Source organism: Streptomyces sp. NPDC015032 (assembly GCF_043080425.1).
In the GTDB taxonomy this organism is placed as follows: domain Bacteria; phylum Actinomycetota; class Actinomycetes; order Streptomycetales; family Streptomycetaceae; genus Streptomyces.
In genome coordinates this window covers 17,820-32,860 of the sequence record NZ_JBIBVN010000008.1, presented here as the reverse complement: position 1 = coordinate 32,860, position 15,041 = coordinate 17,820, and the positions used below count along the sequence as shown (strand labels likewise).

At 70.9% G+C, this 15,041-nt stretch carries 13 protein-coding genes and 1 pseudogene; 4 read left to right on the top strand and 10 right to left on the bottom strand.

Annotated features, from left to right (window positions below; genetic code table 11):
* Nucleotides 1–4 precede the first annotated feature (4 nt).
* Together ACF08M_RS14395 and ACF08M_RS14390 are read right to left on the bottom strand one after the other, a co-directional pair.
* Nucleotides 5–537 (bottom strand): annotated as a pseudogene (locus ACF08M_RS14395) (F420-dependent methylene-tetrahydromethanopterin reductase); the annotation flags it as partial.
* An 87-nt stretch (nucleotides 538–624) separates the two neighbouring features.
* A complete protein-coding gene (locus ACF08M_RS14390) occupies nucleotides 625–1,854 on the bottom strand; it encodes a DUF5685 family protein (RefSeq protein WP_392185734.1) in 1,230 nt (409 codons plus the stop codon).
* Between the two features lie 307 nt (nucleotides 1,855–2,161).
* On the opposite strand from ACF08M_RS14390, the gene ACF08M_RS14385 reads away from it, so the two are divergent.
* Nucleotides 2,162–2,605 carry a cell division protein SepF gene (locus ACF08M_RS14385; protein ID WP_392185561.1) on the top strand — a complete coding sequence of 148 codons (444 nt, stop codon included), beginning with the start codon at nucleotides 2,162–2,164 and terminating at the stop codon, nucleotides 2,603–2,605.
* 22 nt (nucleotides 2,606–2,627) lie between these two features.
* Here the strand turns inward: ACF08M_RS14385 and ACF08M_RS14380 are convergent, their stop codons facing one another.
* Both ACF08M_RS14380 and ACF08M_RS14375 read right to left on the bottom strand, forming a co-directional pair.
* Nucleotides 2,628–3,839, bottom strand: coding sequence for an acyl-CoA dehydrogenase family protein (locus tag ACF08M_RS14380; RefSeq protein ID WP_392185560.1), 1,212 nt, complete (start codon nucleotides 3,837–3,839; stop codon nucleotides 2,628–2,630).
* Between the two features lie 73 nt (nucleotides 3,840–3,912).
* Nucleotides 3,913–5,619 (bottom strand): MFS transporter, encoded by a 1,707-nt coding sequence (locus ACF08M_RS14375; RefSeq protein ID WP_392185559.1) that lies wholly within the window; start codon nucleotides 5,617–5,619, stop codon nucleotides 3,913–3,915.
* Nucleotides 5,620–6,162: 543 nt separating this feature from the next.
* Here ACF08M_RS14375 and ACF08M_RS14370 point away from each other — a divergent pair.
* Entirely contained in the window at nucleotides 6,163–7,179 is a 1,017-nt protein-coding gene (locus ACF08M_RS14370; RefSeq protein WP_392185558.1) for a phosphatase PAP2 family protein, read from the top strand.
* 96 nt (nucleotides 7,180–7,275) lie between these two features.
* Here ACF08M_RS14370 and ACF08M_RS14365 read toward each other — a convergent pair whose 3' ends face one another.
* The 4 genes from ACF08M_RS14365 to ACF08M_RS14350 all read right to left on the bottom strand — a co-directional run bounded on the left by ACF08M_RS14365 (nucleotide 7,276) and on the right by ACF08M_RS14350 (nucleotide 11,106).
* Nucleotides 7,276–7,491, bottom strand: coding sequence for an I78 family peptidase inhibitor (locus ACF08M_RS14365; RefSeq protein ID WP_392185557.1), 216 nt, complete (start codon nucleotides 7,489–7,491; stop codon nucleotides 7,276–7,278).
* A gap of 455 nt (nucleotides 7,492–7,946) precedes the next feature.
* The gene (locus tag ACF08M_RS14360) at nucleotides 7,947–8,906 is read right to left on the bottom strand and encodes a helix-turn-helix transcriptional regulator (RefSeq protein ID WP_392185556.1); all 960 of its coding nucleotides are present in this window, start codon (nucleotides 8,904–8,906) and stop codon (nucleotides 7,947–7,949) included.
* A 47-nt stretch (nucleotides 8,907–8,953) separates the two neighbouring features.
* Entirely contained in the window at nucleotides 8,954–9,826 is an 873-nt protein-coding gene (locus tag ACF08M_RS14355; protein WP_392185555.1) for a transferase, read from the bottom strand.
* Nucleotides 9,823–11,106, bottom strand: a complete 1,284-nt coding sequence (locus ACF08M_RS14350; protein ID WP_392185554.1) for a glycosyltransferase — start codon at nucleotides 11,104–11,106, stop codon at nucleotides 9,823–9,825. The genes ACF08M_RS14355 and ACF08M_RS14350 overlap by 4 nt, the downstream gene beginning before the upstream one ends.
* Before the next feature lie 357 nt (nucleotides 11,107–11,463).
* On the opposite strand from ACF08M_RS14350, the gene ACF08M_RS14345 reads away from it, so the two are divergent.
* Nucleotides 11,464–12,237, top strand: coding sequence for a hypothetical protein (locus ACF08M_RS14345; RefSeq protein WP_392185733.1), 774 nt, complete (start codon nucleotides 11,464–11,466; stop codon nucleotides 12,235–12,237).
* A gap of 137 nt (nucleotides 12,238–12,374) precedes the next feature.
* A complete protein-coding gene (locus ACF08M_RS14340) occupies nucleotides 12,375–12,734 on the top strand; it encodes a hypothetical protein (RefSeq protein WP_392185553.1) in 360 nt (119 codons plus the stop codon).
* Nucleotides 12,735–12,811: 77 nt separating this feature from the next.
* Here the strand turns inward: ACF08M_RS14340 and der are convergent, their stop codons facing one another.
* Together der and ACF08M_RS14330 are read right to left on the bottom strand one after the other, a co-directional pair.
* Nucleotides 12,812–14,281, bottom strand: coding sequence for a ribosome biogenesis GTPase Der (der, locus tag ACF08M_RS14335; protein WP_392185552.1), 1,470 nt, complete (start codon nucleotides 14,279–14,281; stop codon nucleotides 12,812–12,814).
* 63 nt (nucleotides 14,282–14,344) lie between these two features.
* Complete coding sequence (locus ACF08M_RS14330) at nucleotides 14,345–14,980, bottom strand: lysophospholipid acyltransferase family protein (RefSeq protein ID WP_392185732.1); 636 nt, start codon at nucleotides 14,978–14,980, stop codon at nucleotides 14,345–14,347.
* Between the last annotated feature and the right edge of the window lie 61 nt (nucleotides 14,981–15,041).

The following is a 15,041-nucleotide window of genomic DNA, read 5'->3' as shown; positions in this document are numbered from 1 at the left end:
GCGTTCAACCTTTCCATACCGGCTCGGCGAGCCCGAGATGGGACCGCAGCGTGGGACCGGTGAACTCGGAGCGGAACGCACCGCTCTCCTGGAGGAGCGGGACGACCCGGTCGACGAAGTCGTCCGGACCGCCGGGGGTGAAATGCGGTACGAGAACGAAGCCGTCGGCGGCGTCGGCGGCGACGAACTCGGTGAGCCGCGCCGCGACCGTCCGCGGGCTGCCGATGAAGGTCTGCCGCCCGGTCGTCTCGATGACGGTCTGCCGGATGGACAGCCCCTTCTCCTTCGACAGCGCCCACCACCGGGCCGCGGCAGCGCGGGGGTCGCCGTGCCTGACCCGGCCCCGGACCAGCGAGGACTCCGGGCCGGGGTCGATCCCGGGGAGCGGTCCGCCGGGGTCGTAGGAGGAGAGGTCACGGCCCCGGACCTGTTCCAGGGCCGGCAGCGCGTTCTGCGGGGAGAGACCTGCTGGAGACAGATCCCGGCCGCCCTCTCCTGGGCCTCGGCGCCGGTGTCGCCGAGCACGCGATCGAGACCTCGCAGATCTCGCCGCCCGAGATCGAGTGACCCGGTCCGGGCCGGGTCCGCGATGTCCCGCCCGGCCCGCGCCGCCGCGGGCCCGGCTCAGCAGTCGCACCCGCAGTCACAGCAGTCGCATGAACCGCAACAGCCGTCCCCGCAGTTGCTACAGCAGTCACAAGCGTCACAGCAGTCGCACCGTTGGCACAGTCCCTCGCGGCGCTGATGACTCCACGGATCGTTGAAGGTGCCGCAGCACATCTGACAGGTGCAGGCCAGCCCCGCCCACACCAGACAGCCCGCGATCAGCCCGCGCCGGTCGCGCGGCGGCTCGGGCGGGGGCTGCGGCGGGCCGGCCGGGCCGCCGGGGCTCGGTGCGTACGGATTGCCGGGCGCCGGTCCGAAGGACCCGGTCTGCCGCGTGCCTGACGGCAAAACAGTTCCGTCCAGGACCGGGCCGCCTGCCGGATGCGAGCACGCCGTGGTGCCGAACGCCCGGTCCACCGACTGCCGCAGTTCGTGCGCCAGCAGCACATGGGCCAGCTTGCCGTCGGTGAATTCCGCGTCGCGCAACGCCAGCCGCACGCCGCGCAGCGCGTCGTCGCACAGCCGCCGGGCCTCGGCCCGCGAGGTGCCGGTCGCGGTGAGCGGGTTCCAGGCACCCGACAGGGCGTCAGCTTCCTGGTCCTCCACGGCGTCCAGCAGATGTGCCAGCCGCCCGAAGAGCCGGCCCGCCTCGGCCAGCGGCTCCGCGTTCTGCGGCTTGCCCGCGAGTACCGCGGTGTGGGCGAAGGCGGCCGCGGTGGCGGTCTCGGTGGGCTCGGTGACCGTCAGCAGCGGGGTGCCGGGCCCGGCGAGCAGTTCGATGCCGGTCTGCCGGTCGACGGCGTCGACGAGCAGCGCCGTGTCGAAGCCGAGCTGTGCGCCGGTGCGCGCGCCCGCCCGGTCCCACCCCGCGGCGACCCGGCGCGCGGCGGCGGCGACCGGACGGCGCTTCAACAGGCCGTCCCCGTCGGCGACGTGGTCCCGCACCTTCGCCGATGCCAGCACCAGGGAGACGGCGGCGGCCAGCCTGGCGCCCTCGCCGCGGGCGACCGGCGCGGTCCGCATGGCGCGCAGCGGACAGGGCCCCGCGGTGCGCCGCCATCCGATGGTGCGCTCGGACTGAGCCTCCGTCAGGACCGAGACGATCAGGCCGTCATAGTTCGTGACAATCCGGGCGAACTGCCCATGGTCCGAGCGAAGTGCGAGGCAGAGCCCGCAGAGATGGGCCATCCACTCGGTTCTGAGCCCCTCGGACAACCGGTGCGTACAGGGCCTCACTATTCCGAACACGACGATCCCCCGAGAGTCCTTCACCTGCGCGCCGGGCTCGTGCCCGCGCACGACGTGCATCGTATCGAGCGCCCCGTTCACCCATACGTCCTCCGTGTCACCCGTACGGACGGTGAACCATATTTTCTTTCTTTCAGCCCGCTGATGCGGGAGGAACCTTGACGAACCGCCACATCTTCTGCACCAGTACCGTCACGAATCCCCTGCGCGCCGACTATCCACTTGGCGCACGATCCGCATCATGGACGACGATAGGGACACGAAAAAGATGCGGAACACCACGGAACCGCGGTGAGAGGAGGCGTCCATGGGATCGGTGCGCAAGGCGAGTGCCTGGCTGGGCCTCGTAGAGGACAACGACGAGCGGTACTACGACGATGACGAGTACGCCGGGGGCGCACAGACCGGGACCGGTCAGGCCTGGGTGACCGACCCCCGGGTGCAGGTGGCCTCGGAGACGGCCGAGGAAACGGGCCTCCGGATCGCCACCGTCACTCCGGACAGCTTCCGGGACGCGCGGGCCATCGGGGAGCTCTTCCGGGACGGCGTCCCGGTGATCGTCAACCTCACGACCATGGACCCCACCGACGCCAAGCGCGTCGTGGACTTCGCCGCGGGACTGACCTTCGGCCTGCGCGGCTCGATCGAGCGCGTGGCCACCCGGGTCTTCCTGCTGACCCCGGCCCACACCCAGGTGGTCAACGGCGAAGCCGCCGGCCGGCCGGCCGACGGCTTCTTCAACCAGAGCTGAGCAGGGCGCCCGCCGGACCGGTCTACCGGAACGCGTCGAGACCGGTGAGCGCCTTGCCCAGCACCAGCTGGTGCATCTCCACGGTCCCTTCGTAGGTGAGCACCGACTCCAGATTCGTCGCATGGCGCATCACCGGGTACTCCAGGGAGATCCCGTTGGCGCCGAGGATCGTGCGCGAGGTACGGCAGATGCCGATCGCCTCCCGCACATTGTTGAGCTTTCCGAAACTGACCTGCTCCGGGCGGAGCCTGCCCGCGTCCATCCGCCGGCCCAGATGGTGGGCGAGCAGGATGCCCTTGTGCAGTTCCACGGCCATGTCCGCGAGCTTGGCCTGGGTCAGCTGGAAGCCACCGATCGGCCTGCCGAACTGCTCCCGGGTCCGCGCGTAGTCGAGGGCCGCCTCGAAGCTGGCGCGTGCCGCACCCATGGCCCCCCAGACGATGCCGTAGCGGGCGTGGCCGAGACAGCTGAGCGGACCACGCAGCCCGGTGACCCCGGGGAGTACGGCATCGGCCGGCAGCCGCACCTCGTCGAGGACCAGCTCGCTGGTGACCGAGGCGCGCAGGGACCACTTGTGCTTGATCTCGGACGCCGAGAAGCCCGGGGAGTCGGTCGGCACGACGAAGCCGCGGATTCCGCCGCCCGTGCCGCCCTCGTCGGTCTGCGCCCAGACGACGGCGACCCCGGCGACCGAGCCGTTGGTGATCCACATCTTGCGGCCGGTGAGCACCCAGTCTCCCCCGTCGCGCTTGGCGTACGTCCGCATCCCGGCCGGGTCGGAGCCGTGGTCCGGCTCGGTGAGGCCGAAGCAGCCGATGATCTCGCCGGCCGCCATGCCCGGCAGCCACCGCTGCCGCTGTTCCTCGGATCCGAAGCGGTGGATGGCGTACATGGCGAGCGACCCCTGCACGGAGACCAGGGAGCGGATCCCCGAGTCCGCCGCTTCGAGTTCCAGGCAGGCCAGCCCGTACTGGACGGCGGTGGCGCCCGCGCAGCCGTATCCCTGGAGGGACATGCCGAGGGCACCGAGCGAACCGAGTTCGCGGGCCAGCTCGCGGATGCCGGGCAGCTCGCCGTTCTCGTACCACTCGGCGATGTCCGGCAGAACCCGGTCGGTGGCCCAGTCGCGGACGGTGTCGCGGATGGCGAGGTCCTCGGCGCTGAGCAGGTCGTCGATGCCGATCGGGTCGGCGGGGTCGAAGGACGGGAGCTTCGAGGACTCAGTGGTGGACATGAGGGGGCCTCCGGCGGCTCGCACGATGCTAAAACTAGCAGTGTTAGTTATGGCGTCGTCCCGACGTTACGGCTCAGCGCCCCGCCCGTCCAGAGCCGGTCGCCCCGGCGGGTCGCCGGCGCCGGGCGGGCATCGGCAGCGGCCGCTGCGCGCAGCCCTCGGCGGGCGCTCCGGACGGCCCCTGGAGCTCCGGCGCCTCGCCCGCCCCGCCCTCGCGGGATTCACCAGGAGCCGGCGACGGGCACTCCATCATCCGCGGCAGCCGCAGCGCGGCGAGCGCCCCGAGCAGCAGCAGGGCCGCGCTGACCAGCAGCGTGACATGCAGCCCGGTGATGAAGGAATGGCGTGCGGTGGAACGCAGCGCCTCGCCCAGCGGACCGCCCAGCCGGTCCGCCACCTGGTAGGCCTCCCCCAGCGAGTGGGCAGCGGCCGCACCGTCCCCGGCGGGGACGCCCTCTTCGGGAAGTTTCGCGAGTCCGGGGGTGTAGGCGGCGTTCATGACACTGCCGAGCAGTGCGATCCCCATGCCCGCGCCCAGCTGGTACGAGGTCTCGCCTATCGCCGCCGCACCGCCCGCCCGGTCGGCGGGGGCGTCGCTGAGCATGGATTCGTACGCCCCGAAGAGCGTGGTCTGGAGTCCGAAGCCGAGCGCGACGAAGGCCCCGGTCAGCAGTCCGGGCCGGTCGTGCAGCCCCATCGCGGTCAGGATCAGCACCGAGGCGGCCGTGAGCACGAAGCCCCAGCCGACCATCCGGCGCGGGCCGAGGCGGCGCAGTGTGTACGAGCCGGTGGCGCCTGCGGCCATGGCCGCGAAGGTGAGCGGCAGCAGTCGCAGTCCGGTCTCCAGCGGGCTCAGACCGAGGACGAGCTGGAGGTACTGCACAGCTATCAGTTCCAGCCCGACCAGGGCCAGCATCGCGAGGATGATGCAGCCCACCGCGGTGGAGAAAGCGGGTCTGGCGAACATCCCGATGTCGATCAGCGGATGCGTACGGCGCTTCTGACGGCGCACGAAGGCGATGAGCAGTACGGCGCCGATCAGCAGCGGGCCCAGCGTGGTCGTGCTCAGCAGCCCCTCACCGGTGCCCGCCCGCTTCACCCCGAGGACGACACCGAGCACTCCGGCCGCGGCCGTCAGCGCACCGAGCACGTCCCACGGACCGTCACCTCCGCCGCGCGACTCCGACAGCAGCAGGCGGCCGACCGGCAGGACCAGAGCCATCAGCGGGACGTTGATCAGAAAGACCGAGCCCCACCAGAAGTGCTCGACGAGGAAGCCGCCCACGACGGGGCCGGTGGCGGCGCCCACGGCGGCCACCGCACTCCACACACCGATCGCCACGGCCCGTTCGTGCCGGTCGGGGAAGACCTGGCGGAGGATCGACAGCGTCGCGGGCATGATCATCGCGCCGCCGACACCGAGCAGGGCGCGCGCCGCTATCAGCACGCCGGGGCTGTCGGCCGACGCGGCGATCGCGGAGGCGACGCCGAAGAGGGCATAGCCGAGCAGCAGGATGCGGCGCCGGCCGACCCGGTCGCCCAGCGTGCCGAAGAGGATCAGCAGCGAGGCGCAGACCAGCGGGTAGGCATCCACGATCCAGAGCAGACCGACGGCACTGGGCCGCAGATCCTCGGTGACGGCGGGGACGGCGACATGGAGCACGGTCGCATCGAGCGCGACGAGCAGCAGGCTGAGGCAGAGGACGACGAGGACGACCCATCGATTGGCACCGTCGGCGGCTGGGCGCAGCCGGAATCGGGCTGTGGTCGTCCCGGACATGCATGTACCTCCCAAAAGGTCCCTCGCGCTCGGCAGGCCAGCCGGGAAGACAGCGGTTCGTTGTCCCTCGGGGCCCGGCATCGACGGGCGAGTGATCCGTCAGCGTACGCGAGTTCGGAACACTCACACGTGGTCCACCTCATACCTCGACGACCCGTGGAGTGTGGCGTACGCCACGCCGGGCCGTCGCTCCAGGCCCCCTCGGACCTGCGCGGACGACCCCCGCACCCGGCACAGAAGGTACTCGGCGCCACTCCGCGCGCACGAGCCGGGCCCGCACGGAAAGCTCTCAGTGACCGGACGAATACTGTCCGTTTCCGCCGCCCGGGGGCGGCTCCATTCATACCGACACCTCCTGCGCTTTTCTACCCACCCCCAAACACCCTTCCGAAATGAGTGCGAAATAAATAACGCGAAGACTCACCGAAGCACTTCTTCGGGTCAGGAATTATGGGCCTACTGAGACATAGTCCACATCACATCGTCATCACGAAGGGACCGGATCGACCTGTTCGCGCACTAACTCGCTGTAACGTCGATTGGGTGCGTACCGACATCTTTGCCCGCCTGGACCGGGAGCCGGAGCCGCCGAAGATAGAGCCGCCGCGGATGAGCCGTCACCGCATCGCTCTCTTCTGCGGGACGTTGGCGTTCTATCTCGCCATCGTCGTCGCCGTGCTGACCTCTTCCTGGCTGGTGACCCTGGACTGGAAGGTCATGCTCTTCCGGCCCTATCAGCAGTGGCCGGAAATCCATGCCTTCCTCGACTACTACATCGTGCTCGGCCAGCGTGGCCCCACCGCCACCATGGTCGCCTGCTGGCTCGGCTGGCGCTCCTGGCGGCAGCACACGCTGCGGCCGCTGCTGACGCTCGGCGCCTCGCTGCTGCTGCTCAATGCGACGGTCGGCGCGGTCAAGATCGGCCTGGGGCGGCTCGGCCCGCACTACGCGACGCAGATCGGCTCGGCGGAGCTCTTCGCCGGCGGCGATATATTTCCCTCGGGCCACACCGCCAACGCGGTGGTGACCTGGGGAATCCTCGCCTATCTGGCGACCACCCCGAAAGCCAGGCGCTACTTGTCGGCCGCCTCGGCCATCGTCTCGCTCGGCGTCGGGCTCACCACCGTCTATCTCGGCACGCACTGGCTCAGCGATGTGCTGCTCGGCTGGGCCGCGGGACTGCTGATCCTGCTGGGTCTGCCCTGGGTCGAGCCGCTGATCACCCGGGCCGAGACCTGGATCTTCGCCCAGCGCGAGGCCCTGCGGGGACGCGGCCGTCCGGTTCCCTCGATGCCCGTCGCGGCCGGCGGCCCCCGGACCGTGGTGCTCCCGCAGCCGGCCGGCGGCGACACCGCGGTGGAGAGCCCGGCGCTGGAACCGGTCGCCGCCGGAGGACACACGGCGGCCACCACGGGCACGGTCGCCGGCGCCCGCTCGCGGGCGCACCCGCCCGCCCCCACGCATCTGGTGCGTTCGGAGCGGACCCCTGTCACGCCTGCCGGCAGCCGCCGCACACCGCACGGCGGCACGGCCCCGGCCCGCCCGATGTCCGGCGGCTGAACACACCGGAAGCCACGGGGCCGGTACGCACAGCCGCTGCCCCGGACACGAGTGAGGGCCCCGACTCCGGTCGGGGCCCTCACTCGTGTCCGGGGCTCAGCCCACCCAGCAGCGGGTGACGACGGCCTCGTCGACCTCGAAGTTGATCCGCCCGGCCCGGAACTCCATGGTGATGATCGCGCCGGGCGGCAGGGATCTGACCGTCGTCCAGCCATGCCTGCGGGCCCGCTCTCCGGCTGCGTCGACGGTGAGGCCGACATACGCACCGGGTGTGTCGTCGGGCTGGGCGGGAGGGCTCGGTAGAGGTGCCATACACCCCACCGTAGGCGGCCCCGGACCGCGGCGGAAGCCGGGTCACCGACCGTCGCGCGGCATCCCGGCATCCCCCGCCGGTCACGCTTGTGTCACAGGATCACGACACTCGTTCCGCGTGAATCACGCCACCCGGACTTGTGGTCCCGGACCCGACACACAGTAATCACACAGCCCCTGAAACGATCACGCGGAAGGCCTGAAAACAAAACAGAATACCCACGGCCGAGCCGATTAAATTTCCGCACCGAATAACTCGCGCAATTGGGTAAGCCACCGGGAATTCACGCTTCCTTATGGCACCCTTATCTTCTGGTCACAAAATCCGCATCACGGACCGGGGAGACCCCGCTCCCCCGCACAGTCGCCCGTATAACGGACAACCCGAGCCATCCGTGACGCGTCCGCGAACCGCCCCATCGGCCCCCGCATCGGAAGGACGGCGGTGGCGGCGCTCAGTCCAGGGCCCGGGACAGCCGGTTCCTGGCCGCCCTGATCGCGTCATTGAGCTCCGGCGGCTCGACGACCTCGAAGTCGATGCCCAGCATCATGACGTGGATGACCAGCACCTCGAGGCTCGGGGCCCCGGTGCGCATCAGACAGCTGTCGGCACCTTCCGCCTCCAGCACCCCGGAGGACGGCGAGATCCATTCGGCCGCGCGCTCGATCCCGGTCTTCAGCCGGATCACCGCACGGCTCGCGTACACGGTGGTGGAGATCCCCTTCGAGACATAGGCGGCCAGATCCTCGGCCGGTGCGTCGCGGGGGGTGAACCGGGGGCCGTGCGGCGGTGTGGGGGTGATCCGGTCCGCGCGGAACGTACGCCAGTCCGCCCGGTCCAGGTCCCAGGCGACGAGGTACCAGCGGCGCTCGGTGCACACCAGCCGATGCGGTTCGACGACCCGGCGCGATTCGGAGCCGGAGTGGTCCCGGTACGCGAAGCGCAGCCGTTCGCCGTCCCGGCAGGCTCCGGCCAGTTCGGTGAGGACTCCAGGATCGGCGGTGGACGCACCGGGTCCGCGGAGCAGCGGGACGGTGAAGGTGTTCAGCGCGCTCACCCGGCGCCGGAGCCGGTCCGGCAGCACCTGTTCGAGCTTGGCCAGAGCGCGTACGGATGCCTCACCGATGCCCTCGACGCCGTTTCCCGCCGCGGTGCGCAGCCCCACGGCGACGGCGACGGCCTCCTCGTCGTCGAGAAGCAGCGGCGGCAGCTGGGCGCCGGCGCCCAGCTGGTATCCGCCGCCGGTGCCGGGGCTGGCGTTGACCGGGTAGCCCAGTTCGCGCAGCTTGTCGACGTCACGCCGGACGGTCCGCGGGGTGACTCCGAGCCGGTCGGCGAGATCGGCGCCCGACCAGTCCCGGTGCGCCTGGAGCAGTGAGAGCAGGCGGAGCAGCCGTGCCGAGGTCTCCAACATGGGACGAGTCTGCCAGGAGTTACGGACAGCCTCTGTCCGCGATCGGCCTAGCCGGTCGGCGCCGGGGCCGGTTCGATCCGTACACAGAGGTCGTTGTCGCCCGAGTAGCAGGGGACGGCACGGGCACCCTCCCCGACGTCGCAGCCTGGGTAGACGAAGCTGTTCCTGCGGTCCCAGACGTCGTCCAGGATGCGGGAGATCCGGACGCCGTCCACGGGCTTCCCGCCCGTCCCCGCCCCGTCCGCCGTCCCGGGCACCAGCCAGAGCGTCCACAGCCGCCGCTCCGTGACCGGCCCGGTGACCAGCCGGTCCAGGGGCAGCGTGAAGGAGAACGCGCCCGCCTCCCCGGTGACCGGTACCCGGCACGTCCGGTCGGGGGCGCCGGCCCGCCGCGCCTCGACGCGGGCGCCGTCGCCCAGGAGGGTCCCGTACAGCGCGCCCTCCACGGTCATTCCGTCCCGGCCGAAGGTGACCGGCCCGGCCTCGGCGTGCGGCGCGCGGAGCCAGCAGCGAACGGCGAGCCGGCCGTCCGCGGTCGGGTACGGAATGCTGACCGCGATCCGCCCGGCGTCCGGTGTGCGGTCCATGAGCAGCCGCACATCCCTGATCCCGGGCTCGACGGCCACCGCTTCGCCGTCGTTCGTGCCCGGCTCACGCACATAAACGTCCCAGCGGCCCTCGGCGGGCTCTGCGGTGCCCGGCAGTACCGCTCGCAGCCGGCCGCCGAGCCGGCTCAGGGGCAGCCGGACGGTCGTGCCGTCACCGCCCTCGGCGCCGCGCCGCCGGAGCAGCAGCTCGGGCGCCTCCCCGTCCTGGTACCGGTCGGAGCCGAGGTCGAGGTCGAGGTCGAAGACGATCCTGCCGTCGGCACCCACCGTGCAGTCGGCCCGTGGCGTCGGTCGCTCCTTGGAGGCGGTCATGCGGGCTTCCCCTTACGGATGACGTCGGCGGTCTTGTAGCGCAGGGCGTACGCCCCGTCCAGCACCATGCCGCGGGTGCGGTGCAATGTGGTGCGCAGAGCGCCGTGCGCGCGGTCGCGCGGTGCCCGGGAGGCGAGTTCGGTGTAGAGCCGCTCGTGGCGTTCGGCGATCCGCGCCGGGTCGAACCGCTGCGCCGCGGCCAGTGCGGCGCGGCCCGCACGGTGCCGTGCCTCGTCGTTGTCGATCAGTCCGAGCAGGGCGCCCGTCACCGCCGCCGCGTCGCCCACCGGCACCAGGCGTCCGTCGGTGCCATCCTCGATGATCTCGCGGGGCCCGTGCGGGCAGTCGGTGGCGACGACCGGCAGTCCGCAGCGCATCGCCTCGACGATGGTCATGCCGAAGGACTCGCGGTCCGAGGTGACCGCGGCGATCGCCCCCTTGGGCCACTCGGCCTCCAGCGGGTTGACCGACCCCATCAGGAACACATGGTTGTGCAGGCCGAGTTCACCGATGAGCGCGAGCAGCGCCTGGCGCTCGTTCCCGGTCGCGTCGCCGCCGCCGTAGATGCGCAGCCGCCAGTCCGGACGGACGGCGACCACGTCGGCGAACGCCCGGACCAGGAGGTCGTACCGCTTTACCTTGTGCAGCCGGCCCGCGGCGATCACCCATTTGCTGGTGCCGTCGGCGGGTGCGATGCCCGGCGCGGGCACGCTGTTGGGAATGGACTCGATCCGCACGCCGGGCAGCTTGAACCCGCTCCGGTAGGCACGCGCGTCGGCCTCGGTGACGGTGGTGATCGCGTCGAGCAGGGCATAGCGGTGCCCGATCTCGCGGCGCAACCGGTAGCTGTGGCTGTCGAGGGTGAGGTGCTCCTGCCCGATCAGGACCGGACCGCGCCGGGTCTGCCTGCTGATCTGCACATTGAGTCCGGGCCGGGTTCCGACCACCACATCCGCGTCGAGGGAGCGCAGATGATCCGCCACCCGCGCGTCGGTCAGCCTGCTGTACTGCCGGTACCTGCTGTCACCACGCGGGAACACGGTTGCGGGGCGGGCGTATTCGGCGGCGTCGCCGTCGTACGTCGGGCTCTTCTTGCGCAGGTCGACGAGGTGCTTCAGGCGCACACCCGCGGGGGCACCGAGTGCGGGGACGTCCCGGTGCCGGAAGACCGACACGATCTCGATCTCATGGTGCTCGGCCAGCGTCGCGGCGAGATTGAACGTGGTACGGATCGTTCCCCCGACTCCGTAGGCGTTGTGGAGCAGGAAAGAAATGTGCATGAAACGCCATATCTCCTGGATCGGCTGGTCGGAGGCGGACACCACTTGCCATGACGGCAGAAACTGGCTCGCGGTTCACTCCGGAAACAAGTCAGTTTCAGCCACTCCTATGGTCACCCGATATCCTGATTTGTCTATGTATCGGTGAACCCGCCCACGGTCGAGTCGACCACACCGCTGCATGAACAACCGGGACGAATAGGCAAGAAATGACCTCTCGGATCCTTAGATTCACCCTCTGCGCCGGATGGTTCGATTACGTTCCCTTTCTCGCGTGACCCCGGCCACGGATCGTCCGTTGTCTTCTTCATGAGCCGGGAACCGCCCGGCGCACGCACCGAGTTCGAGGAGCCAACCGTGCCGCGCATGCTCGACGTCAGCGAGGACGTACGCGCCGAGATCGGCGATGCCGAAGCCGACCGGCTGCTCGTCGGCGACAACACCCCAGGCAGTTACGACTGCACCTCCTGCCGCACCCCCGGCGACTCCGAACAGGAACGCACCAGCACGGTGCTCTTCGTCGGCGACGAGACCGCCGTCCTCGCCTTCGCGCACGCGACCTGCATCCCCTCGCAGGTCGTCCAGGTCGCCGAGGACCAGTTGCAGGGCGCGGTACGCAGCATCACCGGCAGCGAGGCGGAGGGCCCCGGCGCCGAACAGGCCGTCCTCGGAGTCACCAGCGGCCTCGTCCTGATCGACGACGAGCTCCACCCGGCCCTCGTCGTCGAACCGACCGGCGCGATCGCCCGCCCCGGCACGGACGGCAGCCGGGGCGACGAATTCCTTCAGCTGCTGCTGGAGCAGGGCTTCCAGCCGGTCCACCGGATGGACCAGATGCCCGCGGTGCTGCACGGCTGGTCGATCCTGCTCGCCATGGGCCAGCTGCATGCCGTGCTCCAGCCGGGCACCGACGGCGGCGCCCCGGTCGCCTGGTGGCAGGCGCATGCTCCGCTCCAGGTCACCGAGGGCTGGCGGTCCGCCGCCAACAAGTCGCAGACGGTGCTCGTCTTCGCCGCCCCGGCAGGGGTGATCGGACAGCAGCCCCGCGAGGACCTGCTGCGCGACGCCCTGGACAGGGCCGCCGTCGGCGGGCTCCTGGTCGCCGCCGCGATGCCGCTGGCCGGGACCTGATCGTGGCCGTAGGCTCTTCGCACCCGCGGCGAACAGCTATTTCTCCGCCGGGCCCGCATCCGAGGGCCGGTGGGGTCGTTGGCACATACGTGCACTCATACGACTCCTCCCATCAGCGCCCGAGCCCGATCCCTGCCATGCGCCCCGCGCAGGACCCATCGGGCGGTCAGTCCCACACCCCGATCTACGACGCGCTGTACTCCGAGTACCGCCGGTCGTTCCGGGCGCTTCCGGGCGATCGCAGCGGCGAGGAGAATCTCGGCTTCGTGGCCTTCGGCAGTGGGTTCTTCGGCAGCCGCGTTCCCCTGAGCGGCCACTCCGGCCACTCCTCCGGCCACTCCTCCGCCCTCTCGGTCGGTCTCTCCGTCCACAGCGGGACCTCGGGGCACGGCGGCGGCCCGAGCACGCACACCAGCGGTCTCGGTTCCTGGCAGCGGGTGGGGCGGCACTCCGGGCGGTCCCAGCCCGCGGCTCTGCCTCCGGGATCGGGATCGTGAGGGGCCTGGCCTCATGACGGAGCCCCGGGCCGTTTCGGACCCGAAACGGCCCGGGGCTCCGTCATGAGGCCAGCGTGCTACTTGTTGCGACCGCGCTTCTCACGGACCCGCACCGAGATGTGGATCGGAGTGCCGTCGAAACCGAACTCCTCGCGCAGCCGGCGCTCGACGAAGCGTCGGTAGCCGTGCTCCAGGAAGCCCGAGGCGAACAGCACGAAGCGCGGCGGCTTGGTGCCCGCCTGGGTGCCGAAGAGGATCCGGGGCTGCTTGCCGCCGCGGACGGGGTGCGGGTGGGAGGCGACGATCTCGCCGAGGAAGGCGTTCAGCCGACCGGTGGGGACGCGGGACTCCCAGCCGGCGAGGGCGGTCTCGATCGCCGGGACCAGCTTCTCCATGTGACGGCCGGTGACCGCGGAGACGTTGACCCGCGGGGCCCACGCGACCTGCGCGAGCTCCGTCTCGATCTCGCGCTCCAGGTAGTAGCGGCGCTCCTCGTCGAGGGTGTCCCACTTGTTGTACGCGATCACCAGGGCACGCCCGGCCTCCACGGCCATGGTGATGATGCGCTGGTCCTGGACGCTGATGGACTCGGCGGCGTCGATCAGGACGACGGCGACCTCGGCCTTCTCCACGGCGGCGGCGGTACGCAGCGAGGCGTAGTAGTCCGCGCCCTCCTGGAGGTGGACGCGGCGGCGGATACCGGCCGTGTCGATGAACTTCCAGGTGATGCCGCCGAGCTCGATCAGCTCGTCGACCGGGTCACGGGTGGTGCCCGCGAGCTCGTTGACGACGACGCGGTCCTCGTTCGCCACCTTGTTCAGCAGCGAGGACTTGCCGACGTTCGGACGGCCGATGAGCGCGATCCGGCGCGGTCCGCCGATCACGGTGCCGAAGCGCTGCGCTGGGGCCTCCGGAAGCGCTTCGAGTACGGCGTCGAGCAGGTCACCGGTGCCGCGGCCGTGCAGCGAGGAGACCGGGTACGGCTCGCCGAGACCGAGCGACCAGAGCGCGGTGGCGTCCGCCTCGCCGCTCTGTCCGTCGACCTTGTTGGCGCACAGCACGACGGGCTTGCCCGCCCGGCGCAGCAGCTTGACGACGGCCTCGTCGGTGTCGGTCGCGCCGACCGTCGAGTCGACCACGAAAACGACCGCGTCGGCGGCCTCGATCGCGTACTCGGCCTGGGCGGCGACCGAGGCGTCGATGCCCAGCACGTCCTGCTCCCAGCCGCCGGTGTCGACGACCTTGAAGCGGCGGCCCGCCCACTCGGCCTCGTAGGTGACGCGGTCGCGGGTGACGCCGGGCTTGTCCTCGACGACCGCCTCACGGCGGCCGATGATCCGGTTCACCAGTGTCGACTTGCCGACGTTGGGACGGCCGACGACGGCGAGCACCGGAAGGGGTCCGTGACCGGCCTCACCGATCGCGCCCTCGACCTCTTCGGCGTCGAAGCCCTCCTCCGCGGCGAGCTCCATGAACTCCGCGTACTCGGCGTCGCCAAGCGCTCCGTGCTCGTGGTCCGAGCCGTCGGAGTGAATCTGGTCGTTCATGAAGTCCGTTCCTCTTTGCATCATCATCGATGGGCCACGACCACGCGGCCCACTACTCAAGTCTTACCTACGCCCGGTGAAACGCCTGGCCTCGTCCAGATGGGCGGTCAGCCGCCCCTGGATCCGTACCGTCGCCTCGTCCAGCGCCTTCCGGGTCCGCCGGCCGCTTCCGCCCGCCCCTCGCCCGCCACCACCGTTGTCCGGGCTGCGCGCCCCCTCTTGCGCGTCGAAGGCTTCGCCGAACACGACATCGACCTGGCTGCGCAATGGCGGCAGTGCCGATATCAACCGTCCGCGGCGCTCGGTGCTTCCCAGTACGGCCACGGGCACGATCGGCGCCCCGCTGCGTACCGCGAAGTACGCGAGCCCGGCGCGCAGTGAGGCGAAGTCGCCCTCGCCCCTGGTGCCCTCGGGGAAGATGCCGAGCACCCCGCCGTTCTTCAGCACGCCGAGGGCGTGGGTGATGGCGGTGCGGTCGACGGTCGTACGGTCGACCTTCAGCTGCCCGATCCCGCGCAGGAACGGGTCGAGCGGGCCGATGAACGCCTCTTTCTTGATCAGGAAGTGGACGGGCCGGGGCGCGGTGCCCATCAGCATCGGGCCGTCGATGTTGTGTGAGTGGTTCACCGCGAGTATGACGGGTCCGGAGGCGGGAACCCGCCACGCGCCGAGAACGCGGGGCTTCCACAGCCCGTACATCAGCCCGATGCCGATCCCGCGCCCGACCGCCGCACCGCGCGGCGCGGGCGTGCCCGTGGGT